Below are 24,701 nucleotides of genomic sequence, written 5' to 3' on the forward strand. Positions count from 1 at the left end.
CGCGTCTACAGCCACAGTTTCAATCGTCCGCCCAGCCCATCGGGTAATGCCCGACGCACCAGACGTTTGACTTGCGATTCGTTGTACCGCGTCGACAAATGGCCGGCGATGACCAATTCGTTTTTGAATTTGTCGGATCGGTCGCGATAGTCATCGACGTGCATGTGCCCGTGCTTGTGAATCTTTTCCTTGCGGTGTTCGGGCGCGACGAAGGTCATTTCGCTGATCAAGATTCGCGCATCGTAGAACTGCGGATTCTGGTCCAGTCCTTTCGGATTGGTGTCGCCCGTGTACGCGAACACGGGCACACGCGTTTCGGCGGTGACCTCGGTGCCCGACATTCGCAGGTCGCGGATTTGTTCGCCCGACAGATCGGTGTATTCGGGTTTCAATTTGTGGCGACGTTGGTAGACGACAAAACCAAGCGAATCGATCGTGTGTCGCGTCTCCACCGCTTCGACCAAATACTCGCGTCCGATCTCCGTTTCATCGCCGCCCAACAGACCGACCAATTCGCATGGCATCGCGCCGCGGTCAAGCGTGCGAAAATCCTGTAGCATCTTCCAAGCCGGATCGACGGCCGAATCAGGCAGATAAATGATTGGCGGGTCCATCTTCATCATGCGACGCCGCGACACGTAGGCGGGCAACGCGGCAATGTGGTCCAGGTGGGCGTGGCTGATGAACATGGTCGACGTGCCCATGAAATCCCACGGCTGGACACCCACGTCGAACAGCAACTTCAGCTCGTTGACCCGCCAACACGTTTGCACCGCGGCGCGCGAATAACCTTCGATGGTCAGTCCGCCGTGTTCGTGGCGAAGCAGGGGAATGTTCTCAACCATGGGAACGGGTGACGTGTGCCTGGAAATCTGCCTGGATGGGAATCCACAAGCTTGGTGGAAAATGCCCGGCGCTGGGAGAGGGCTGGACAAAAGAAAACACGCGGTTCGACGATGCGTCGACGTGGACCGAAGCTGCGCTGGCACCGGGCCGTCGCTATTTTCCGATACAGAATCGGCCGAAAACCCGGTCCAGAATGTCGTCGGTGTACACGACCCCGGTGACTTCGCCCAAGGCGTCGGCGGCGGTACGGATCTCCGTGGCAATCAATTCCTGGCCCTCGTCAATCTCCGACAGTCCGATCGCCGTTCGGATGGCCCCGGCGGCCTGGGCCAGTGATTGACGACATCGCGCCGCGGTACCGGACACGGACACCGAATCGGTCCGGTCGGTTCGATCCAGTTCTGAAAAGATTCGATCGACCAAATCATCGATGCCCTGGCCGGTCACGCTGCTGGTCAAACAGCCGCCGGCGGAAACATCGGTATCCGTATCGTTGGGCGATTGCAAATCGGCTTTTGTCCAAACGCCAATCACATGTCGACCGGCCGAATCAATCGGCCGATCATCGCTTTGACTCGGACGTGTGACGTCAACGCAGTGCAGCACCACGTCGGCCCTGCGAATGGCTTGTGCGGTCATCCGCTGTGCGATTTCGGAAATCGATTTTTGGGAATCTGACGTTGCGGCGGTCCGGCCAGCGACCGCTTCGAAGCCAGCGGTATCGATCAATTCCAATTGCCGGTCGCCGACCGTCACATGAACGCTGACGGTGTCACGCGTCGTGCCGGGAACGTCGGCGACCAAGGCCGCATCATGACCGCTGATCGCGTTGATCAAACAGCTTTTTCCCGCGTTGGGTTGCCCGCACAGAACGATTTTCGGCGTTTCATTCGACTCGCCACGACTTTCCAGCGTCGCCGACGTCGATTCCAGCGTCGCGGCGATGACATCCAATCGCCGCCGCAGTTCGTGCGGCTGGATGAATTCAATGTCTTCGTCGACAAAGTCCAAGCCGGCTTCGACATCCGCCAACAGGTCCAGCAATTGATCACGCAACAGCAACAGTGGCCGCGAAAAATTACCAGCCAACTGCTGCAGCGCCTGGTCCAATGACCGGTCTTGGTCCGCGTCGATCACCCCCAAGACGGCTTCGGCCTGAGTCAGATCCAAACGTCCGGCCAGAAACGACCGCAGCGTGAATTCGCCCGGACGCGCCGCCCGAGCCTTGAACTGGATGGCCCGCTGGACCATCGATTCCAGCACGGGCAACGATCCAATCGTGTGAATTTCCGCCGAGGGTTGCCCGGTGTAGCTGCGGCCATCGGGCCAGATCAGCACGTCAGCGTGAATTTCGCCGATGGGGGCGCCGCAATCAATCGCCGCTCGCTGGCGCCGGCCGGCAGTCAAGTCCACGGGGCCACCCATCAGTCCCGCCAGGACGTCCATGACATCATCGCCGGAAAGTCGCACGATGCCTCGCGGGGCGGGACAAAGCGGTGATGCGATGGCCACAATCGTGTCGTCGGTATTGAACATCACCGACTCCCAGAAACCGGCACGTCGAAGAACAAATACGGAACCGCAAGCATGGCGATGGCGGGTCGCCAGTTCGACGGCCGCCGCTTCAACGGGTCGTGACCAATTGGCGTGACGTGTCGCCGGATCCCTTGGCGATTTGTGAATCCACGCTCGGACCCGCTTTTCGCAAGGCATCCAAAACCGACGTCTGACTGACCAAGTCGCGCAAGATGATCGGTTCGGTGGGGTCGGAGCCCGGGAAGACCACCAATAGCGGGATCGAATTGCTGCGGAGTTCCGCCAGCTTGGATTTGATTTGATCGTTCCGGTCGCTCCAGTCGGCCAACATCGGAACGGCGTCCAGCTCGTCAACCAACTCACGCGTCTTTTCGGTGTCGATGGCAAACTTGCTGTTGATCTTGCAGTTCACACACCAGCTGGCGGTGAAATCCAGCATCACCGTGCGGCCTTCGTCATGCAACGCCTGCAAACGGGCTTCGCTGTAAGGCACCCAGCCCATTTCGTCGTCCACCGGCGCCAATGCTACGAACGATCCGATGCCAATCACTGCGGCCGCGGCCAATCCACCCGCCCAAGCGAACAATCGCTTCTGTACGGTTTCCCAATTGGGAACGCGACCGATGATCCAGCATCCGAACCAAACGCCGATCAGGCTGACGAACACCGGCAGTTTCAGATCGTCGGCAAAGCCGGCAAAGAAAAACGCAACGGTTCCCAGCAACAAGAACGCTAGGAATTCCTTGAACGTTTCCATCCAGCCGCCGGGCTTGGGCAGCCAAGCGACCAGCTTCGGATTCAATCCGATCAACAGGTACGGCACAGCCATTCCCAATCCGACCGTCATCATGACCAGGAACTTTTCCGGTCCCGACAGAAAGATCGACAATCCAAAAATGGTTCCCAACAGCGGGCCGCTGCAGGGTGTTGCCAGAATCGTTGCAAAAATGCCTTTGGAAAACGCTCCGGCGTATCCTTCGCGTTGCTGCAAATCCTGTGAAACCTTACCCGAAGCCATGCCGGGCACGGGGATTTCCCAGACGCCCAGGTAACTGAGTGCCAGTGCAAACAAGACCAGCGTCAAACCCAGTTTCAGTGGAAAGAACGTGAACTGTTCACCCCAAGAAAGACCTGCGACGACCGCAAGCACGGCAAGCAGAGCGAACACGGATAAAATGCCCAGGGCATACACCATGTTCAGCATGAAAACACGTTTGCGATCTTCCCCGGCCTGTTCAACAAAGCTCATCACTTTCAAACCAACGACCGGCAACACGCACGGCATCACGTTCAGGATGATGCCGCCGATGAAGGCGAAAAACAGCATGGTCGCGAACGAGTACTCGTCTTCCGGTTGGTCAATGCTGGGCACCGGTGCGGCTGCGTCGACCGGTTCGCTGTCGATCGCTTTGTCGACCCAGTTCAACGAAGCCGCTTGGTCGGCGGCCGGGCCGAACGCGGTCGATGTCAAACGAATGGGGCCGGCTGCTGCCGCACTCTTGGCCGCCACGTCGATCTTCATCGGCGCAACGAACTCCAGTGCAACGGGTTGTCGACAACTGGTGTCGGTGCACGCTTGATAGGTGATCAGCCCCTTCAATTCGGCCGTGCCGGTTTGACTGTTGGCGTTGATGCGGACGGGCAATCGCCACGTGACGGTGCCTTCATGAAAACGAATCGGTGGCAAGCCTTCGAACAAGACTTTACTGACGACTTCGTTCTTGGTGTTCGGGGCACCAACGGCCATGTCCGATTTGTCTGTCAATGCGAACGCCGTCGATGATTCTTCGCCGGTGACCGAAGACGCGTAAACGTGAAATCCTTTGTCGGGGACGGCACGAAATACCAGCTCCGCAATCGCCTGATCGGATTCGGGTTCCGCATCGATCCACGCCTGCCACTGGACGACATAGTCACCGTCACGAAACGGTTCGGCTTCCTTGGGTGCGGGGGATCCCGCATCGCCGTGGTCGGATTCCGCCGCATCATCCGACGCCCCGGTCAACTGCCAGTCGGAAAAACCATCGGGACCGGCCGACAGCTGGTCGCCAAAATCGGGCGTGGCCAATTGAGGAAACAATTCGGCGGCATCCTGAGTCAGCCGACCACCACCGGCCGCGTCATCCGATTGGATGGATTGTTCGATCGGCACCGATCCGGCAGACGCCTGATCGCCGGACGATTTTTCCTGTGCCAAGGACGTCGTTGCCGCGATGCCGACCATGGCAAACGCGAACATCAGCGACCATCGCCAATTGATTGATTGATTTCGCACCGTCGATTCACTCCGATCCGCTGGAAAACATGCGTCGAAAATCGTATCAAATGCCCCCGACATCGCCGCAATCTCGAAATTCTGTGTGGACACGGCGGAATCGTCAACGATCCGTCGCCTGGCGCACGATTGTCCACTGTTGATTTAGGGCAACCAAACGCTGGGCGATTGCCGAATCGGCCGCTAAAAAACGGCGTCGTTGCTGCAGAATCCAGTCGACCCAGTTTGCCAAAGAAATCAGGGAACTGGACCGGACAAGCGTCCAACATAAGGTCTGTTGCTGTTCGGAAAATGAGCGGATCTGACGATATTCCGCCAATCCGGCCTGCCAGAATCGTGTCGCGATGTCCGCTGCGGCGTCGCCGTGGATGATCGCCAAGAACAGAAAATCGCCGATCCAGCGTGCCAAGTCGGCCGCCGGCGTGTCCAACCGCATCGCGTCGAAATCGATCATCCCCGAAACCGTCGGCTTAGCCGCCGCTGACAGCGAACCGGCATCATCGGTGAACAACAAATGGCCCCGATGGACATCTCGCGCGACCCATTGAATCGGCGTGACTTCACCAGCCCGCTGTTCCAAGTCGTTGCGGATCTGCCGTGCAAAGATTGGCCAATCCGCGGTGATCTGATGGCAAGCCCGCAGAAGCTCCGGTGCAACGTTTTGCCTGAGATGCAACGATCGGATCTTGGGGCCCGCGTCATCGCATGTCGACAAGATCGATGAAGACAGGCTGTCTAAACGCTTGATGCGGTCGATCACTGATGGGGCCGGACCGTTCTGCCGCACCATCGACGCGGCGGCATCATGGAAGCACGCGATCGCGCGGCATCCGGCCGTCAGGACTTTGACGGCTTCGTCCAGGTTGCCCGCCAACCGATCGATGTCGCTGTACGACCGGCCCGGCATCCACTGCGTCATTTCCCAGCATCCATGCGTTCCCAAATCGGCAACCGTTTCCGACGGATTGCCCACCAAATGGTTTGGGCCGGAGACCCAGTCACATCCGGCGCGACGGATATGCACCAACACCTGATGGATCGCCTTGACGTGCGAGACGGACGCCGATGCGGTCAATTGTTTCAGCGACCAAGCACTGCCACGGGGATCGATGACACGGTACACCGCCGACCCGCTGAAGCCGGCGGGGATTTGTGACCAGCCATTTAAATCCGGCAGCACTGGTGCATCGGCAAAGCCTGCGAAACACCGTGCGGCGTGTCGTGCGGCGGCGGGAATCATCGATACACCCAAGTTGTCACGTTGCCCGTCAGATCACCGAAACAGCCCGTGCTTGTTGCTGCATCATCACGATGCTGATTCATCGTCGGCCAGTCCAGCGGGCAATTCGTTGCCGGTGATCGTGATTCGACGTGGCTGATCATTTTCACCGGGCGAGTCACCGGGCGACGCGGAATGGCTGTCCCAGTCGATGCGGATCCACAGTGTGTCGTCGGGCATCCAGTCGGCGAAACGATCCGCCCATTCGACGAAAATCCAGACGCGATGGTTTTCCGAAGCGGCGGTGTCCAGCAGCTCTTCCATGCCCGCTTCGAACCACTCGTCTTCGTCCGCAATCCGATACGCATCGACATGGTGCAAGTCCACCGTGACTGGCGCATCGCCGCCGATAAAACCACGATAGTGCTGGGCTAGCGTAAACGTCGGGCTGGTCACGTCGTCCGAAGCAATACCGATGGATCGGGCAATCAGCGTGGTCAACTGGGTCTTTCCGGCGCCCAGTGTGCCGACCAAGCCGATGGCCGTGGTTTCCCTTCGATCGGCTAAGACGCCGGCAAGCCGGTTGGCGAAAACCGACATCCGGTGCAGGTCCAATCGGTGCCAAGTGATAGCGTTGCCGTCTGTCATTCGGATCGGTCGACCGTTCAAGTTCACCGTCGTCGCCGTTAGCACTGGGGCAATGTGGCGTCAGGTTTGCGCACCGGAACCGCTGCCTAATTCGACATCTCGGTCAGATTACTGTCGAACACACGAACTTCCGCCCACGTCTCCTTGGTCTCGGCGATGAATTGCAAATGCCGTTCGGCTTGCTGGTACGCATCGTGCGCGGCACGGTCGACGAATACGGTGTACAGCGACACGTCATAGTCTTGGTTGACCGGACGTTGATAGTCGGATTCACGGGTGCCGACTTCGAAACCCACCATGCCGTCGTGTCCGCCCAAGTATTTCTGACAGGCGGCGACCAGTCGTGCGACGGATTCTTCGCTGCGGTCTTTCAGGGTGAAGAAAACGTGGTGGGCAAGTCGGGCCATCGTGCAAACGTCCTGGGCGTCAAAGGAGGGTGGAGCGAACGGTGGGGAACCGTGGAATCTGTTTAACCGCGACGTGCATTTTCGTCTCGCGGTTGCGGAACATCACAACCCAACACCGCCCGGACGTCCAGGGCCGAGGCAGAGACAAAATCGATCTCGGTTGGGCCTGGCTCGTTGCCTCGACCGAACGCGAAACAAAAAAACGACCGCCCCGGGCGATGCCCGGGACGGCCGTCTGGATTCAAAGCGTCACTTCGCGACGCATCGCGGACCGATCGATCAATCGGCCAGCGGATCCCGATTGGTGCTCTTCTTGCCATCTCGGCGGCTGAGTCCGGCGCGGTCCATCAGCGAACTCTTCAGCATTTCTTCGACGTAATCGTCATCGGCCGGCGGCGGACCGAACGCACCCAGGGCTTGAGGCTCGTATTCCAAGATGTAATGGTGCTTGGCGATCGACACCTTGCACTTGGGATCGGCCCGCTTTCGCATGATCTGGCGGCCGTCGACCTTCGTGCCGTTACGGCTGCCCAGGTCCTTGATGAACCAGTAGCCAGATTCCAGCGAAAACCGACAGTGGTTACTGGACACATTGGGAAATTTCAGCTGGATGTCGCACGACGGGCGTCGTCCGACCAGCAAACGTTCTTTCACCAGGGGAATCGGATCGCCGCCGCCGCAAGGCGTCAGCTGGCCGAATTTCCCTGCGAATTCAGGAAACTCTCGGTCTTGCACTGCTATCGTCTCGGAATGAAAAGCATGAAAACAGGGGCGGCCATCAGATGCGACCAATGCGTCGTACCTGTGACCTTTGAACGGCAATACGCCGAATAATGTTCCCATTTTCACCCGAATAATCTTCGTGGCAACTGATCCCACCCCCCCGGAATCGAATTCGCCGGCCGTCCCGTCCTGGCGTGCGGAAGGTTTGGTTTTTAACGCTTTTGGCGCCGCCTTGCGGCGACGTTACGGCGGTCGAGTCCAGCGAATCAGCATCGACGCGGGATTCACGTGCCCGAATGTCGACGGTGCGGTGGCCCGCGGAGGCTGTAATTTTTGTGACAATCGGTCGTTCAGCCCGTCACGCCGAGTGCGGCTGAAACGCGTGGCGGACCAGCTGACCGACGGCATCCGGACGGTTCGCAAACGGTACGACAAGGTCACCGGGTTTCTTGCCTATTTTCAACCGGCGACGAACACGTATGCGCCGGTCGAACAGCTGCGGGAGATCTACGAACTGGCCTTATCGCATGGGCCGGAAATTCGAGGACTGGCCGTCGGGACGCGACCGGATTGCGTTCCCGACAGCGTGTTGGAGCTGTTCGAAATGCTGGCCACCGACCATGACGTCTCGGTCGAATTCGGCATGCAAACGATGCACAACGACGGTCTGGTTTGGATGAACCGGGCCCACGATCACGGTCACCAAATCAACGCGATCGATCGAGCCCGCGGGAGAGGGTTTGAATGTGGCGTGCATATCATTCTGGGCATCCCCGGCGAAACGCATGAGATGATGATGCAGACGGCCGACGAGGTCGCGGCGCTGGGATTCGACAGTGTGAAGATCCACAACCTGTACGTGGTGGAAGGGACGCCGTTGGCGGATCAGGTTCGTGCGGGAACGCTGAGTCTGATGGACCGCGAGACGTACGTCCAAACCGTCGTGGATTTCTTGGAGCGTTTGCCACCGGAAATGATCGTGGAAAGGGTCAGTGGCGAAGCGCCCAAAGGATTCTTGGTCGAACCGGCGTGGTGTTTGGACAAATCACGTCTGTTGCGCGAAATTGAATCGGAGTTTCGTCGACGCCGAACGGTTCAAGGCAGCCATTATCGACCGCCCGCCGTGTCACCGCACTTGCGTCCACGCCCCCAAGACAACACGCCCGAATCGATCCGTCAGCAAATCGAACAGCGCGGACGCTTGCCCGTGTTGAAGATGAATTGAATCGACCCTGCCGCCTATTCCTCTTTCACCAGATCTTTGAACAAAGCATTCAAACGCTGGGTGACCGGACCTGGTTTGCCGTCGCCGATGTGACGACCGTCCAGCTTCACCGCGGGAATGACTTCGGCCGCGCTACCGGTCAGGAAGCATTCGTCGGCGACAAAGATGTCGTGACGCGTCAGCGGTATTTGTCGGACCTCGATGTCCGCCTTTTCCGCCAATTCAATCACGGCGTTGCGAGTGATGCCTTCCAGAATGCCCGCATCGATCGGCGGCGTCATCAACACGCCATCTTTGACGACGAAGATGTTATCGCCGGTGCATTCGGCGACTTCGCCTTTATGGTTCAACATCAGTGCTTCGATACACCCGGCCCGCAAGCCTTCGATCTTGGCCATGATATTGTTCAAATAGTTCAGCGATTTGATCCGCGGGCTCAGTGCCGCCGGGTGGTTGCGAATCGTCGCCGCGGTGACCAGGTCCAGTCCATCGGTGTAATACTGTTCGGGATACAGAGAGATCTTGTCCGCGATGATGATGACCTGGGGGTCTTCGCAGCGGAACGGATCCAGTCCCAGTTGGTTCCCGCCCCGAGTGACGACCAAGCGGATGTAGCCTTCCTCCAACTCATTGCGTTTGACCGTCTCTTTAACCGCGGCGGTCATCTCGTCGATCGACATGGGGATCTCCAGCGCGATCGCTCGTGCCGATTCCCACAGGCGGATCAGGTGTTCGCGTAACCGAAAGACTTTGCCGTGATAGATCCGCATGCCTTCGAACACGCCGTCGCCATACAGCAGACCGTGGTCATAAACGCTGATCTTTGCGTTTTCGCGAGAGAAATACTCGCCGTTGATGTAAATCGACTGGGGCATGTTAGGACGCGGGGAAAGCAATGATGGGGGCGGGCAATCGTCAGGCCGTGGTGTCGGCGTCGGTCACGGCTTGGACAACGGCGGCATCAAAATAGTTGATTGACATTCCGGCGTCGACGACGATCGACTGGGCCGTGATGCCGCTGCTGCGGGGGCTGACCAGAAACGTTGCGGTCGCGGCGACTTCATCGGTCGTGACGGCTTCGCCACGCGGGATGACCTTTTCGGCATACAAGTACGAATCGACATAACCCGGAATGCCCGCCGATGCGCTGGTCTTCAGCAGCCCCGCGGCGACCGCGTTAAAGCGGACGTGGCTGAACTTACTGAACGACTTGGTCAGAAACGCCAGCGATGATTCCAGGGCGGCTTTGATCGGCGCCATGAAACCATAACTTTCGCTGGCCATCCGCGTCGTGCTGATGCCGATCGTGACCACCGACGCGTCATTGCAAAAACGATCACGCAACGCGTTGCACACCGCCACCAACGAAAAAGCGGAAATGTCCATCGCTTGCAAGAATTGTCGCCGCGTCGTTTCGTGAAACGGCTTCATCCCGTCGCTGTAATCGGCAAACGCAATCGAATGAATCAACCCGTCCAAACGGACATCGGCATCGGCCAATTGCCGTGCCAGGTTGTCGATCTCGTCCTGTGATTCCACGTCGCAAACAAACACGTCTTCACCCGAAAGCAATTTTGCCAGGCTTTCCTTGCGTGCTTCGCTGCGTACCGAATAGATCACACGGGCGCCGGCCTGTTTCAACTGCAGCGCGACGCGATACGCCACGCTTTTCTTGTTGGCGACACCCATCACCAACACTGTCTTGCCGGATAGACCCAAATAGTCTTGTACAGGTTCGTCAGACACCGGATTCCTTTTTCGGTGCGGCTGAATTCGATTCCCGTGGCGTGGTCACGCTGCAGGCAAAATCCAAGCGTGCGGTGGTTTTGCCGTCGATCGTCATCTTTCCGGTCAGAAAGAACGCATTGGACAATTGTTCTTTCAGGGTGACTTCGATCTGCACGGTGTCGCCGGGACGCACCATGTTTTTGAATTTGACGTTGTCCATCCGCGTCGCCACTGGGATCACGTCGTCGCCTTCGGGGGTGAACTTCTGCAGCAGGATCGCGCCGGCTTGCAGGCAACATTCGCACTGAATCACGCCCGGCACTAGCGGATAGCCGGGGAAATGGCCTTGGACAAACGACTCGTCGTCGCGGAACGTCTTTTGACAGACGATCCGCTTATCATCTTCGCTGACGATTTCGTCGACCAGCCGCATCGGGGCTCGGTGCGGAATACGATTTTCAATCTCTTGGACACTCATCGCGTCATGATGGAAACGCCTCCCGGGCTTCGTCAAGACGGCGACCCGGTCTAGACTGGATCGACGCCCCGACCAACGTTCATCCCCGACACGAATCTTTCACGCATGACCACTCATTTCGCCACCGGATCACCGACGACATCGTTGACAAGCGACGACCTGCGTCAGGCATTGCAGGAGGTTTTCCAGGCGATCGGCAGGCCGAAAAAGGCATTGTTGCTGCCGCCCGATGCGACGCGGATGTTCAGCCGCGCCGGGGAAATCACCGCCCTGTGTCACGATTTGTTGGGGGACGGCGTCGCCGACATCATGCCGGCCCTGGGCACGCACAGCGCGATGAAGGATGAACAGCTGGCCGAAATGTTCCCCGGCGTTCCGCTGGACCTGTTTCGCGTGCACCGTTGGCGAAGCGACGTGCGAACCTTGGGTGAAGTCCCGGCCGACTTCGTTTCCGAGGTCACCGAAGGCGTTTACCAGAAGCCTTGGCCCGCACAGGTCAACAAGATGTTGGTCGACGGCGGGCACGATCTGATCTTTTCGATCGGGCAAGTCGTTCCGCACGAAGTGATCGGGATGGCCAATTACAACAAGAACGTCTTCGTCGGCACTGGTGGTGTCACCGGGATCAACGAGAGTCACTATTTGAGTGCGGTGTACGGCATTGAACGCACGTTGGGCCAAGCCAAAACGCCGCTTCGGGAAATCCTGAACTACGCCCAAGATCACTTCTGTGCCGACATGCCCCTGTTGTACGCCTTGACGGTGGTCCAGCAGATGAAGGACGGATCGCTGCACACCCGCGGGCTGTACATCGGCGACGATCACGAAACGTTTTACGAAGCGGCCGAATTGGCGCGACAAGTCAACATCACGCACTTGGACGAAGCCCCCAAGCACGTGGTGGCTTACCTGGATCCGAAAGAGTTCAAGAGTACGTGGCTGGGGAACAAGTCGATCTATCGCACACGACTTGCCATCGCCGACGGTGGTCGACTGACCGTGCTAGGACCGGCGGTCGAAGAGTTCGGCGAAGACCCCGCGATCGACCAATTGATCCGGCGCTATGGGTATCGTCCCAAGGAAGATGTCTTGCGAATGGTTGCGGAGAACGAAGACTTGGCGGGAGATCCGTCGGCCGCGGCTCACCTGATCCACGGGTCGCCCGAAAATCGATTCGAAGTCGTGTATGCAGCGGGCAAGTTGACCGATGATGAAATTCGCGGCGTCGGGTACACACCGGGTGACTTGGACGCGTTGATGAAGCGATACAACAACGGACAGATGGAAGACGGCTGGCACGACGACGTCGACGGAAGCCGATTCTATTTCATTCAAAACCCGGCCCTGGGTCTGTGGAGTGCTCCACGCTGATTATTTCGCCGTTTCGATCGAAACGCGATTGGCGCGTTACGAATCGCGTTGGTCGGTCGTCTTTTGGGAAACGTCTTTCATGATCTTCAGCTGAAATTCCAACGCCGTCTGGACGCGTGGCTTCACGCGGACTCGCTGCCGCCCATCGCCGGTACCGATCCAACCTTCCGACAATTCCATCGGGATCGTCGTCTTTTCAACTCGGCGACCGATGGGATCGGAAAACTGCAACGTCATGTGGATCGCGTCTTCGCCGGAAATGTCGGCGACCGATCCGTCGGTGACGGTGTCCCATTGATAGTGGCGTTCATCCAGCAGGGCGCGTCGCAAATGACCCAGCCCCGGCGTGGCGGTCAGCTTGACAGGCTCAAACTCGGCGTCCGGACCTGGTAACAGTTGAACTTGGTCGGCCAACTGAACTGCCGTGATCCACGGGGCTCCGAAAAACTGCCGAGTCTGCTCCAGACGCGTCCGCCGAGCGTAGATACTGGCAAATGCAAAAACGATTGCGAACACGACCACACCGACACCGATCCAAATGCCGCGTCGCGTGATTTTGGTGGGCGCCGCGGCGTGCGGATCGATCGATTGGGGTGTGTCGGCCGCGGCTGGCATGGCGGTGTCGGTTGCGTTCATCGGCGAACGTCGATCAGCGGTTTGGGGAAACGCGGACGGAAAGGGTCGGAGTCGTGGGCGGCATCCCGCGGACGATCGACGCCGGCTGTGTCACACAGCATGAACGATTGACCGCAGCGGTACAGGGCGGGTTCACGACCGATCGCATCGGGCTAAGCTTTGGTTTTGCGACACCGGATCGACCCCGCGGTCTGTGACCCAGTGGATTCCGGCCGAACCCGACCTTGGCGATTCAGTTTCATGGTATCCAACCCCCAAGCCCCCACGACAGACGACTCGTCGAATCGGACCGTCACGGTGCCGTTGGATGACCGCAGTTATCCGATTCGAATCACGTCAGCTTGCATCTGTGGCAAAGAAGGTCGTGCCGCCGACGTGCGTTTTTTGACAGATGCTGCTGCCGATGTGACGCACTGGGTCTTGATCGTCGATGAAGCGGTTTCGAAGCGCTGGGCCACGCCGATCGCTAAGGCTTTGGACTCAATCGGTGATGCCGTCCGCGTGGACGTCATCAACATCCCGTCCGGCGAAACCAGCAAGTCGGTGGAATCGATCGGTGGGATTTGGAATCAAATGCTGAACCTGGGCACGGATCGTCGCAGCGTCGTCGTCGCCGTCGGCGGGGGCGTGGTCGGTGACTTGGCCGGGTTCGCCGCCGCAACGTTTGCCCGTGGGGTGCGATTCGTTCAAGTCCCCACGACGTTGCTGGCCATGGTCGACAGCAGTGTTGGTGGCAAAACCGGCATCAATTTGCCCGGGGCAAAAAACATGGTCGGTGCGTTCTGGCAACCCGAAGCGGTGTGGATCGATACCGATGTCTTGGCAACGCTGCCGGATCGCACCTATCGCAGCGGCCTCGGCGAGGTCGTGAAGTACGGCGTGATTGATGACGCGAAGTTTTTTGATTGGCTGGTGGACAATGCGGATGCGTTGGTTCGGCGGGATGCCGATGCTCTGCGTTATGCGATTGCCGCCAGTTGTGAATCGAAGGCCCGCGTGGTGGGCGCCGATGAACGCGAAACATCGGGCCGCCGTGCGATCTTGAACTACGGGCACACCTTCGCCCACGCGATCGAAGCCACCACCGGTTACGGGACTTGGCTGCACGGTGAAGCGGTCGCGATCGGGATGCAGATGGCCGCTAGGTTGGCAATCCGAATCGGCATGTGTGATGCGGACTTACTGGAACGCCAAAGCGATTTGCTGGCCGCTTGCCAATTGCCGATCAGCATGGACACCGCGGACATCGAAGCGATGTTGACGGTGATGCAGCGTGACAAGAAGGTCGCGCACGGCAAGCTTCGCTTCATCTTGCCCAGCCGCATCGGTCACGTGGACTTGGTCAGCGACATCGATCGCAACGATGTGATCGCGTCGATCGAACAGACCATCGGCAAGGCTTAGCCGCCAAAGTCGTCTTTCGCTCCTCGAAAGCACCGCCCGAACCGCAACCGTTGCGATTCAAGCGTCGTTTAGGCTTCGGTCATCAGCGTGACGAAGGTGACGATCATCGTCAGACTATTCAGCACCATGTGCACGACGATCGAAGCGGTGATGTTGCCCGTTTGACGGTACAGATATCCGAGCGCCAGTGACAAAAAGAATAACGGCACCGGTGCCAAGCCTTGGCCAAAGTGTAGTAAGGCGAAAAACAGGCTGGTCACCACAATCGGCCAATCGGCCGGACGAAACCCACCCGCGTCGGCCGGCGGCGGTGGTGGTTCCGGTCGTCCGGGGATCGGTTGATAAACCCACTGGACGGGATTGGTCGGCGTCGGATCGGTCGGCTCCGGCGCATTTGACACGCTTTCGGCGGATGCAATTCCGGCATCGGACGATGGCGTGTCGGTGACGGTCGGTGTCGCCGGGCTGGATTCGGCCGCCGCGTTGTTTGATTCCGCTTGGCCGTCGTCGTGCCAAGGACGCACTTTCCCGGCATCAGCCAGACCTTGCAGCGAACCTTGCAAAACAACCCGCACAGAGAATTCTTCGACGATCGGCGTCAGGATCGCCGTGACAAAGAACAGCTTCAAAAAGCTGGATAGCGACAATTGCTTTTCCATCACGTCCAAGACTTCGTGCTCGTACGGCACCAGCCAACTGACGGCTGCCATCAAGATCATCAGCGGCGGCAACACCAGGACCGATGCAATCAATCCCAGCCGGACACCCGACCAGGTCGGACGCAGTCCCACGACACCGAACCGCTTCGGAGCCATCACATAGATGTAAGCGCCGGTCAGCAAACAGGACACCAAAAACACGGTCGCGCCGATCATCAGTTCTGCCGAACGCTGGGGCGCGGCCGACGATGACGATGCTCCGCTTTCCGGCCAATCGACCAAGCCGACCGAGGCGAACGCCAGTCGGACCAACGGGCCGGCAACCAGAAACAGCCCCATCAGCACCAAGAAAGTCAGCGGTGACCAGTGCGGCAATGGTCGCGGACGATACGGCAACAACGCCGACAAGCGGCCGGACGTGATGCGACGTTTCAACAGGGTGATCCAGGCGATCAGGCTGGCGGGAAACAGCGCCAACAACAGTCCGCCCAACAAAGTTTGGACGACCGATCCCATCAAACGCCATCCTTCGGTGGTGTCGACGCGTCGGGTGAATCCTGCATCATCTTTGCCGCGGCCCAGGCATAGTCGTATCCGGAATAGACCGTCAATCCAACGGCCGCCCACAGCAGACCCAACGATGTCCATTTCAACCATGGAGCCGCCGGCTGTGCGATCAGCACCAGCAGGACGGCGACGACGGCGGCACACTGCAACACCATCTTCCATTTGCCGAGTGACTTGGCGGAAAAATCGCCGCCCGATCCTTCGATCATGCCGCGCAAGCTGGTCACCAGCAATTCGCGAGCGACGACAACGATTGCCATCCACGCGGCCACGCCGCTGTCACGAATCTCCACCAATGCGATGAAACTGCCACAGATGATGATCTTGTCCACGAACGGGTCAAAGATCCGGCCCAACTTTGTGACTTGGCCGTATTTCCGGGCCCAATAACCGTCGATCCAGTCCGTCGAAACGGCAACCAGAAACACGATCAAAGCGGGGACATACATCGCCAACGGAATCAACACAATGACCGCGATTGCCAAAACCAGGCGGATCGAGGTCAGCAGATTGGGGACGTTGTAAATCGACTTGGACGTTTCTGCGGGCATGCCCCAAGTGATAGCAGAAAATTGGGCGTCGCGGAAACCGACTGACCAAACCACGACCGGGATCGATCGTATCGGGGCTGTTTCGGATCCGGCGTCGGCGAAACACGAGCCATCAACGACCCAGGCCGGACGAATCGACATGGATTCACCCGGCCTGGTAAGAGCAGCAAGATGCTGAACGTTGCGATCAAACGGTGTGTCGGCTTTCGGTGTGTCAGCTTATGGAGCGGTTCTGCCGGCGGTAACGCCCGGGAAATCGTCGCTGCGGAACGGAGTCAGCGGCAAACCGTCCGCCGATTGAACGTTACAAATCGGATTGTCGGCCCAAGCGTAGCGGACCGCCACTGGATCGCTGACTTCGGGGCTGGACACGACCACGGTGTCTTTGGTGCCCGGCATCAACTTGGCTTCGGCGTGGACGAAGTTTTTGTCGTCACCGGCGATTGTAAATCCGATCATTTCGCGAACGTCAAAAGTGTCCAACCCACGACCGGTGTGGCTGAATTTGACGATCGCTTTGTCCCCGTCGAATTCCACCGAATCAAATCGTGGGCTTTGATAGGGCACATCAATGCCGTAGTCCTTTGCCAGCGCCCAACGGGCCAAACGCTTGGCGACGTCCTGCTTGTTCTTGGGGTGAATATCAGACGCTTCGCCCAGGTCGATGATGACGGCTTGTCCGGTGTTGGAAAGCTTGTCCATCGTCATCGTTTGTGCTTCACGCAATTCCGCCCAATCGCTTTCGGCCGGCTGGTCGACTTCGGCACGAAAATCGGCCAACTGGACCCAATAGAATGGGAAGTCGCCTTGACCCCATTCGTCACGCCAAGACTGAATCATCAGCGGGAATAAGTTGCGGTACTGGTAAGCGCGACTGGAATTGGATTCTCCTTGGTACCAGATTGCACCGCGGATGGAGTATCCGATCGTGGGTTTCAGCACGCCGTTGTAGATGTTTGCCGGACGATGGTTGCCCGACATCGCATCTCGCGGCGCACGCGGTGCATTGCCTTTGCGACCGCCATCAATCCATGCCTGACGACGCTCCTCATAAGCCTTCTTCATTTTCGCGAAGTCATAGTTGCGGGCCATTTCGTCCCAGTGATTCAGCAAGTCTTCGTACTCACCGGCCTTCTCCAATCGCTGGCGGCTGATCCACGCTTCCGCGGCTGAACCGCCCCAAGCGTTGTCGATCAAACCGATCGGCACGTCCAGGGTCTGGTGCAGTTGACGCCCAAAGAAATAGCCAACGGCGGAAAAATCCTTGACCGTGCTGGGCGAACACACTGACCACTGACCGTTGAAGTCTTTTTGCGGCTCTTGGGTGCCAACCTGAGGAACGCTGATCAAACGGATCTGCGGGTAGTTAGCCGATAACGATTCCAAGTCCGCATCGTTCGCACTTTGGACTGCCCAAGCCATGTTGGACTGGCCGCTGCAGATCCAGACTTCGCCCACCAAGACATCGGAAATCGTCTTGGCGTCGTTGCCCGACTGGATGACCAATTCGTGTGGACCACCGGCGGGCAGAGCCGCCAGTTCCATTACAAAACGGCCATCGCTTCCGGCCGTTGCTTTGGCATCGTGTCCGCCCAGCGAAGCGGTCACCTCGGCGCCGGCGTCGGTCCAGCCCCAAACGCGGACGGGCTTGTCACGCTGGACGACCATGTGGTCGGTGAACAAAGAACAAACGGAAATCTCGGCCGATGCCGAAACGGTTGCGACCAACAAAGGCAACAACATCAGCCAACGAGTCGGGAAACTCAACATGAGTACTACACCTGCACAGCAATGAATGGGGATCGGGAGGGAGAATCAGGGAGGGCAATGGCGGTGGATAGAAGTCGGGCGACGCGAACAGGAAAATGCCGGTCGACCGCCCTGGTCAAGGATCGCCCGCGAAGTGGGGCTGGCCCCGCACAGCACCGCCTGTCTGCATCGGGGCGGTGACATTCTAACCGCTGGCCGATGCGTGTTGGTGTCGGGCGCAACCGAGCGTCACCCGGCCGTCTTTCAGGCCAGGCCCGGTCACCAAAAAGATGGGAACCGATGAAGAGGGAAGCGTTTGTTCCCGTGAAAGAAATCGCCCGATCGAAAAGAAACCGACTCGGGCGATGGTCGTCGTTTAGGCAGGCGATGGACGGCCAAAGTGATAGCCTTGGGCCAATTCAAACCCGATCTCGCGACACGCTTGGGCTTCCTCCGGCGTTTCAATGCCTTCGGCCAGGGCGCGAATGTCCAGGTCTTGGACCATGGTGACCAGCGACTGCAGCATCTTGAATCGGTTATCGTCCGCCGAATCAATGCCGCGGATCAGCGAGATGTCGAACTTCACCACTTCCGGACGTGCTTCGATCAATTCCGCCAGTCTGGCCTGACCGGCGCCGAAGTCGTCATAGGCCAATTGGATTCCCAAGTCCTTCATGCTGGCATGCAAGTGTTGCATGGCTGTGGGATTGGTCACCGCCGCTTCGTGAATCTCGAGCACCAGGTTCATGTCGCCCGCCATTTCACGAACCGCGGGCAGCGAAGCGATCAGGGCTTCGATGTTGTCCAGTTCTTTCGGATGCGTGTTGACGTACAGCGTAGGGTCGTCGGGAATGTCGCGTCCGATTCGCAGCCCTTCCCAGCGAAGCAAGCGGCTAAGTTCGACTTCCAGATTCAATTGCTCGGCCGCGCGGAACATTGCGCCGACCGATTCCAATCCAAACACGCTGCCGCGTCCCAAGACCTCGAAACCGACTTGGTCGTCTTCCTGGAGTTTGACGATCGGTTGAAAGTGTGGACGAACCAAACGTTGACTCATCAGCCGATCAAACTGCACCAGGGCCAGGGCCTGGTCGCAAACGTTTTCACTGATTGTTCCGGCGGTCACACCCGTCGGTGACTGGCGGCGAATACGAAAGGGCGCTTCGGCAAAGTGAACCAGGTCTTCGTCTTTTAGCTGGGTTTCCAATCCGGATTCCAGCCGTTTGCCGTTCAGGTACGTTCCGTTGGTGCTGCCCAGATCGCGAACCATCAACCGTCCATCGACCACCGACAGTGATGCGTGGTTTCCGCTGACCGTCCGAAATTGCAGACGAAGCGCGGTGCCGGCCTTTCGGCCGATCACAAACGGTTCGTCGTCAATCGCGATATGACGGACTGAATCGCCGACGCTGGTTGGTCCGCAAAGGAACCAAACGTCGTCGATGCAAGCTGTGCTTTGGCACAGTCGATCAAACGCGGCATTGTGAACGGATGACATGTTGACGGTTATTGCAAATGCGTATTGGGCCAACCCAGGGGGCACGTGAGGGGGTTCGATAACGAACCGGCGGGTGACCACATCGCTGAATCCTAGGTTGCAGTTTGTGGACAAGCGTCAATCGGAAAGATTTTCTTGCGACTTGGATTCGCGAGCTAGCTTTCACCGATAGCCCGCGTTGCGCCCTCGTCGGCGCGACGCCAAACAAGCCGCACATTCGCTACAAACCCAACGATCCTGTGCTAGTCCAAGAAACGCAATCGTTCGAGCCGTCGATGCTGGGCAGTCTGCTCTGCGACGACACCTTTTGGCCCGCCGAACCGACCAGCCTGGCCGAAACCGGGTTGTCCGAAAGCTTTATCGAAGCGCTTGCGCTGAAAACGATCAACGTCGCCGGTACAGTCAGCGGTCGAAATACGGCCGAGCGAATGGGATTGCCGTTTCGCATCGTCGAACCGCTGATGGATCTGTTGCGAACACGCAAGCTGGTGGCGCACGTCCGACCGGCACCATTTAACGACTACTACTATTCGCTGACCGAACAGGGACAAAAGCAGACGCAAGCTCATCTGCAACACTGCAGCTATGTCGGCCCGGCGCCGGTGCCGCTGCAGGATTACTGCCTCAGTGTGGAAGCTCAGGCGGCCGGATTGGATCCGATTGATCGCGATCAACTGGCCGCCGCGATGGCGGATATTTCGTACCAAAACAGTTTGTTGGATCAGTTGGGCCCGGCGGTCAACAGCAACACCGGTCTGTTCCTGTACGGACCTCCCGGCAACGGCAAAACGACGATTGCGCGGTCGTTGACCGGATGTCTGGGGCAAGAGATCTGGATTCCCCATGCGATCCTAGATGACGGCAACCTGATCAAACTGCAAGACGACGCTTTCCATCGCGAAGCTCCCGTGCCCGAAGGCAACGGGCAGATTTTAAAGGCGGACGAATGGGACCGGCGTTGGATGCGAATCCAGCGGCCGACCGTTGTGGTCGGTGGTGAATTGGTGATGGACAACCTGGAAGTCCGGCATGATCCCCGTTCGAACATCTGCGAAGCGCCGCTGCAGATGAAAAGCAATTGTGGTTGTCTGTTGATCGACGACTTTGGGCGACAACGCATTGCACCGGAGGAGTTGTTGAATCGCTGGATTGTTCCGCTGGAAAACAAGTGTGATTACTTGACTCTGCCGACGGGAAAGAAGATTCAAATCCCCTTCGAACAGCTGATCATCTTTTCAACCAACATCAATCCAGATGATCTGGTGGACGAGGCTTTCTTGCGTCGCGTCCCCTACAAGATCTTTGTGGACAACCCGTCAGCCCAAGAGATGCGAATCTTGATGAAGACGGTCGCGTCACGATTGGGGTTCCCCGAAACACCGGAAGCCGCCGAGTATCTGCTGGAATACTACAAACGCAGCAGCCGGCCGCCCCGTCGATGCCATCCCCGCGATTTGCTGACGCAGGTCGCCAATTTCTGTCGCTATCGAAAAATTCCGTTGACCCTGCGTCCGGAATACTTGGACCAGGCCTGCAAGAGCTACTTCAGCGAACTGTAGTCGATCGTCCCGATCGGTGAATGTTGATCCCCGTTTTCTATTTCAAGTCGCTCTCATGACCAAGACTGCAGATTCCACTCGTTTGATCGCTCCCGGGTACGAGCCGTTTTCGGGCTACGTCCTGGAAGAAAAGATCGGCGAAGGCGGCTTCGGCGAGGTTTGGCGTGCCGATGCGCCCGGAGGTATCAAAAAGGCCGTCAAATTTGTGTTCGGTGCCACGGACGAGAACCGCGGGTCACGCGAACTGAAATCGTTGGAACGAATCAAAGGCGTTCACCATCCGTTCCTGTTAACGTTGGACCGATTCGGCATCGTCAACGATCAACTTGTCATCGTGACGGAACTGGCTGATGGGTCTTTGGAAGAAGTGTTCAAGCGGCACTGCGATCGGGGATCCTGTGGGATTCCGCGGAAAGCCCTGTTGGCCTATTTGCACGACGCCGCTGATGCGCTGGATTACCTGCACAGCAAATACCAACTGCAACACTTGGACATCAAACCCGGTAATCTGCTGTTGGTCGGCGGTCACGTCAAAGTCGCCGACTTTGGCTTATTGAAAGACCTGCGCGAAGCGGATTGCAGCATCGTGGGCGGTCTGACGCCGACGTACGCGCCGCCGGAGGTGTTTGACGGACGTCCCAGCCTGCACAGCGATCAATACAGTCTTGGGGTGATGTACCAAGAAATGTTGACCGGGGCGCGTCCGTTCAACGGACGGACGATCGCACAATTGGCAACGCAGCACGTTCATGGTTCGCCCAACCTGAATGCCTTGCCGGCCTGCGATCAACCGATCGTGGCACGGGCTTTGGAAAAGGATCCCACGCGACGTTTCGATTCGTGTGCCGATTTCGTCGATGCACTACGCCACGTTCAAAGCCGTTCGGCGACAGCATCCGGCATGCCCACGAAAGGCAGTTCGGCCCAAACCGATCCATTGTCCTTCGGGCAAAATCAACCAGCCAGCGTTCAAGATTTGCCGCAATTGGATTCCAAGGCTCGGTCGATCTCCGGCCGAATCACCAGCCATACGTTGGTCGTTGCGCTGGGAGGCACCGGAGCAAGCTGTCTGCATGATTTGCGGTCGCGTATCGCCAAGCTGTATTCCGCCAGCCCGATGGATTTGCATTCGGTACTGATCGATACCGATGCCGCGACGATCCAGGCCACCAAGTTGGCGGAGATATCTGATCTGATTCCACAGTGCCATCTGGTGCACACGCCGTTGAAGTCTGCGATGGACTATCGGCGTGAACAGCACCAACGATTCGGTTCCATTTCGCGTCGCTGGATCTACAACGTGCCGCGAAACGGACGTACCGAAGGCATGCGTCCGCTCGGGCGTCTGGCACTGGTCGATCATGGCGAAACGATTCGTCGGACTTTGGTCGAGGCGATCGATCACTTGGCGGCGGTCTGTGGCGAGCGCATTCCAATGGTCTACGTGATCGGATCGGTGTCCGGCGGGACCGGAGGCGGCATGTACCTGGACGTGGTCCATCTGCTGCGCAATCTGCTGGATCAAGCCGGTTTGGAAAACAGCAAAATCGTTTCCTTGCTGTCGGCCGCAGCGATGCGCGGCAACCCCGCCAATCCGTTGCTGCTGCACGACACCCAGGCAACGTTGCAGGAAATGCAACACTTCATGAAGCCGGGCAACAGTTATCCCGGTGATGCGGGAGCGGGATTCGAAAGCCTGCCCGCCGCTCGATCACCGCTAAGCGATGCCTATGTCATCACCGGACCGGCGGACGAAGCGGAGGGGATTGATCCCCGTGAAACGATCGTCAACTACCTTTGGGCCGCCGCAAACGGCGCGCACGATCTGTTGGAAGCCGCCCGCCGGGGAACCGAAGACGCCACCGCGGGGATGCCGGCGACACTTCTGCGTTCGGTCGGGGCGGTCCGACTGGGAACGGTCCGGGCTTTGGAGGAAAAGTTGCTGGCGCCCGCTTTGATTCGACACTTGCTGTTGTCATGGCTGGGGCGGCCCGGTGAAGCAAAGCAGCTTGCCAAACCGGTGATCGACCGATTGATCAAACGAAGCGAGATGACACGCGAAGCGATCCGCAATGCCATGCTGGGCATGTATCGCGCCGATGATGATTCGCGCCGCGAATGGCTGATGAGCTTGATTCGGCGGTTACCAGAGGAAGCGTTGCAGTCAGACCAGGCCATCAGGAATTTCTTGGAACCCAGCATTGCCGATGCGACGATTTCGAATGCGGTGTCCCGGTTGGTCGCCAGCTACGTCGTTGCGATTTCTCGTGAATTTATCGTCCGCCTGCATGATCGACGATTGGACATCACTTCGGCGATCGAAGTCACCGCCCGGTTGATCGACCGGTGCAACGAGCTTTCAACGACGAATTCGGCCGATCATCTGATGCAGAGTTCCGCTGATGCGATGGATGTCGGCCTGTCCGGAGACGACCCGATCACCGAACGGGTGAACATGGCATGCGAAATCGGTCGCCAAATCATGTCCACCAAAGCAGAATCGTTGACCAATCAGTTCTTTGTCGAGTTGGCAAAACAATTGCAGACGATGCGGGCCAGGCTGGAGGGCCGCGCGGTGTTGATCGCCGAAGGAATCCAAGCCACGTCGACCGACGGAAAAGCCGATGCGAACGCCTGGTCGGAAATGCCGCGTGAACTGCAGGTGCGATTCGAACCGCTGTTGGCGGAATTACACGAGTCGATGGTCGACCAAACGTTGTTGGCGATGCTGCGATCAAACCAACCCGGAATGAATGCCGACACGCTGGTGTCCAAGCTTTCCGATGCCGCGTTGCCGTTGGTCAAAAACGCGGTGGATGCCACGGAATCGACGGCCAAAGAGGAGCCGCTGTCACCGGCGTTGAGCACGACCACACCGGCGACTTTGGCTTTGTCGCAAACGAATCGCTTGCAGGATGAAGACGCATTGGGTGATTCGGATCTGGTGTCGCCGACGCGAACCGCCAGCTTCACAGCACAACAATCGAACGTCTCGCACGACGCGCAGGTTCGGCCCGAAACGATGGTCGCCAAGGTCCGCCCCGGCTTGCTGGACTGTGGTGGGATGCAGCGACTGATGCTCTTGGTCGGCAGCGATGCGGAGCTCCAACAACTGGAAACGCGTGTCAAGCAGGCTCACGACGGCAGCCTAACGTCGGTGATCATTCCCGGCATCACGCCGATGTTGATTCACGAGGCGCAACAGGTCCCAATGCAACGTGTCTTGGAACGTCTGGAAGTTGCCGCGGGCGACCCCAGTGTCAGCAATCGCCTGCGAAGCCGCGCCGACGTGGACTGGAGCAACTGATCGGCGGCAAGTTGTCTCGGAAGACTTTGCGACTGGCTAAAGTCGACTTCAACGCAAAGTCGCGAGGACGCAAGGACGCGAAGGAAAGCCAACCGAGTCGGAGCGGTTTTCCTTGCGTCTTTGCGACATGGCGTCTCTGCGTCTACATCTTTTCGCGACTCCAATTGCCAGGGCGATGATGATTCTTGCCATTCGTCAGCGATGGCGGGCGTATTGTCGCGGCGACATCTTCACCGCCGCTTTCGTGTCGCGGCGTGCGTTCGTCGCACCGATACTGTCTGGCATCGGTTCGGCGTTGTCGCGCGATGTCGGATC

Annotated in this window: 20 protein-coding genes; 5 read left to right on the forward strand and 15 right to left on the reverse strand. The window is 58.4% G+C overall.

Annotation, left to right across the window (positions count from 1 at the left end; all coding sequences use genetic code 11):
- Positions 1–5: 5 nt before the first annotated feature.
- The 7 genes from HFP54_RS15910 to HFP54_RS15940 all read right to left on the reverse strand — a co-directional run bounded on the left by HFP54_RS15910 (position 6) and on the right by HFP54_RS15940 (position 7,666).
- On the reverse strand, positions 6–845 hold the full coding sequence (locus HFP54_RS15910; RefSeq protein WP_146413327.1) for an MBL fold metallo-hydrolase: 840 nt from the start codon (positions 843–845) through the stop codon (positions 6–8).
- A gap of 154 nt (positions 846–999) precedes the next feature.
- Positions 1,000–2,382 carry a tRNA modification GTPase gene (locus HFP54_RS15915; RefSeq protein ID WP_168565868.1) on the reverse strand — a complete coding sequence of 461 codons (1,383 nt, stop codon included), beginning with the start codon at positions 2,380–2,382 and terminating at the stop codon, positions 1,000–1,002.
- Positions 2,383–2,470: 88 nt separating this feature from the next.
- Positions 2,471–4,657: a protein-disulfide reductase DsbD family protein gene (locus HFP54_RS26215; protein WP_315853909.1), complete on the reverse strand. Its 2,187-nt coding sequence runs from the start codon at positions 4,655–4,657 to the stop codon at positions 2,471–2,473.
- Between the two features lie 103 nt (positions 4,658–4,760).
- The gene (locus HFP54_RS15925; protein WP_168565869.1) at positions 4,761–5,897 is read right to left on the reverse strand and encodes a phosphotransferase; all 1,137 of its coding nucleotides are present in this window, start codon (positions 5,895–5,897) and stop codon (positions 4,761–4,763) included.
- A gap of 66 nt (positions 5,898–5,963) precedes the next feature.
- Positions 5,964–6,524: a tRNA (adenosine(37)-N6)-threonylcarbamoyltransferase complex ATPase subunit type 1 TsaE gene (gene tsaE, locus HFP54_RS15930; RefSeq protein ID WP_206036240.1), complete on the reverse strand. Its 561-nt coding sequence runs from the start codon at positions 6,522–6,524 to the stop codon at positions 5,964–5,966.
- 86 nt (positions 6,525–6,610) lie between these two features.
- Complete coding sequence (locus tag HFP54_RS15935) at positions 6,611–6,931, reverse strand: Dabb family protein (protein ID WP_146413330.1); 321 nt, start codon at positions 6,929–6,931, stop codon at positions 6,611–6,613.
- A 279-nt stretch (positions 6,932–7,210) separates the two neighbouring features.
- Positions 7,211–7,666, reverse strand: a complete 456-nt coding sequence (locus HFP54_RS15940; protein WP_145298911.1) for an FHA domain-containing protein — start codon at positions 7,664–7,666, stop codon at positions 7,211–7,213.
- Between the two features lie 127 nt (positions 7,667–7,793).
- On the opposite strand from HFP54_RS15940, the gene mnmL reads away from it, so the two are divergent.
- A complete protein-coding gene (mnmL, locus tag HFP54_RS15945) occupies positions 7,794–8,879 on the forward strand; it encodes a tRNA modification radical SAM protein MnmL/YtqA (protein WP_315853910.1) in 1,086 nt (361 codons plus the stop codon).
- A gap of 14 nt (positions 8,880–8,893) precedes the next feature.
- On the opposite strand, the gene ilvE is transcribed toward mnmL, so the two are convergent.
- Genes ilvE through HFP54_RS15960 form a run of 3 tightly spaced genes read right to left on the reverse strand, consistent with a single transcriptional unit; the run spans position 8,894 to position 11,085 of the window.
- On the reverse strand, positions 8,894–9,754 hold the full coding sequence (ilvE, locus tag HFP54_RS15950; RefSeq protein WP_168565871.1) for a branched-chain-amino-acid transaminase: 861 nt from the start codon (positions 9,752–9,754) through the stop codon (positions 8,894–8,896).
- Between the two features lie 40 nt (positions 9,755–9,794).
- The gene (locus HFP54_RS15955) at positions 9,795–10,625 is read right to left on the reverse strand and encodes an enoyl-ACP reductase FabI (RefSeq protein ID WP_231604608.1); all 831 of its coding nucleotides are present in this window, start codon (positions 10,623–10,625) and stop codon (positions 9,795–9,797) included.
- Positions 10,618–11,085: a 3-hydroxyacyl-ACP dehydratase FabZ family protein gene (locus tag HFP54_RS15960; protein WP_146413333.1), complete on the reverse strand. Its 468-nt coding sequence runs from the start codon at positions 11,083–11,085 to the stop codon at positions 10,618–10,620. The genes HFP54_RS15955 and HFP54_RS15960 overlap by 8 nt, the downstream gene beginning before the upstream one ends.
- Before the next feature lie 105 nt (positions 11,086–11,190).
- Here HFP54_RS15960 and HFP54_RS15965 point away from each other — a divergent pair, with 105 nt between their 5' ends.
- Positions 11,191–12,456, forward strand: a complete 1,266-nt coding sequence (locus tag HFP54_RS15965; RefSeq protein WP_168565872.1) for a nickel-dependent putative hexonate epimerase — start codon at positions 11,191–11,193, stop codon at positions 12,454–12,456.
- 36 nt (positions 12,457–12,492) lie between these two features.
- Here HFP54_RS15965 and HFP54_RS15970 read toward each other — a convergent pair whose 3' ends face one another.
- Positions 12,493–13,092, reverse strand: a complete 600-nt coding sequence (locus HFP54_RS15970) for a hypothetical protein (RefSeq protein ID WP_206036242.1) — start codon at positions 13,090–13,092, stop codon at positions 12,493–12,495.
- A gap of 240 nt (positions 13,093–13,332) precedes the next feature.
- On the opposite strand from HFP54_RS15970, the gene aroB reads away from it, so the two are divergent.
- Entirely contained in the window at positions 13,333–14,496 is a 1,164-nt protein-coding gene (aroB, locus tag HFP54_RS15975; RefSeq protein ID WP_168565873.1) for a 3-dehydroquinate synthase, read from the forward strand.
- Between the two features lie 68 nt (positions 14,497–14,564).
- Here aroB and HFP54_RS15980 read toward each other — a convergent pair whose 3' ends face one another.
- The 4 genes from HFP54_RS15980 to HFP54_RS15995 form a co-directional block, all read right to left on the reverse strand.
- Positions 14,565–15,671 carry a CPBP family intramembrane glutamic endopeptidase gene (locus tag HFP54_RS15980; protein ID WP_168565874.1) on the reverse strand — a complete coding sequence of 369 codons (1,107 nt, stop codon included), beginning with the start codon at positions 15,669–15,671 and terminating at the stop codon, positions 14,565–14,567.
- Positions 15,671–16,273, reverse strand: a complete 603-nt coding sequence (pgsA, locus tag HFP54_RS15985) for a CDP-diacylglycerol--glycerol-3-phosphate 3-phosphatidyltransferase (RefSeq protein WP_168565875.1) — start codon at positions 16,271–16,273, stop codon at positions 15,671–15,673. Before pgsA ends, HFP54_RS15980 begins: the two co-directional genes overlap by 1 nt.
- Positions 16,274–16,492: 219 nt before the next feature.
- Positions 16,493–18,043, reverse strand: coding sequence for a sialate O-acetylesterase (locus HFP54_RS15990; RefSeq protein ID WP_235951881.1), 1,551 nt, complete (start codon positions 18,041–18,043; stop codon positions 16,493–16,495).
- Positions 18,044–18,398: 355 nt separating this feature from the next.
- Positions 18,399–19,520, reverse strand: coding sequence for an EAL domain-containing protein (locus HFP54_RS15995; protein ID WP_146413337.1), 1,122 nt, complete (start codon positions 19,518–19,520; stop codon positions 18,399–18,401).
- A gap of 275 nt (positions 19,521–19,795) precedes the next feature.
- Between HFP54_RS15995 and HFP54_RS16000 the strand changes: the two genes are divergently transcribed.
- Together HFP54_RS16000 and HFP54_RS16005 are read left to right on the forward strand one after the other, a co-directional pair.
- Entirely contained in the window at positions 19,796–21,079 is a 1,284-nt protein-coding gene (locus HFP54_RS16000) for a DUF8689 domain-containing protein (RefSeq protein WP_146414354.1), read from the forward strand.
- A 55-nt stretch (positions 21,080–21,134) separates the two neighbouring features.
- Positions 21,135–24,386 carry a protein kinase domain-containing protein gene (locus tag HFP54_RS16005; protein ID WP_168565876.1) on the forward strand — a complete coding sequence of 1,084 codons (3,252 nt, stop codon included), beginning with the start codon at positions 21,135–21,137 and terminating at the stop codon, positions 24,384–24,386.
- Positions 24,387–24,701 lie beyond the last annotated feature (315 nt).

Source organism: Crateriforma spongiae, from assembly GCF_012290005.1.
Taxonomy (GTDB): domain Bacteria; phylum Planctomycetota; class Planctomycetia; order Pirellulales; family Pirellulaceae; genus Crateriforma; species Crateriforma spongiae.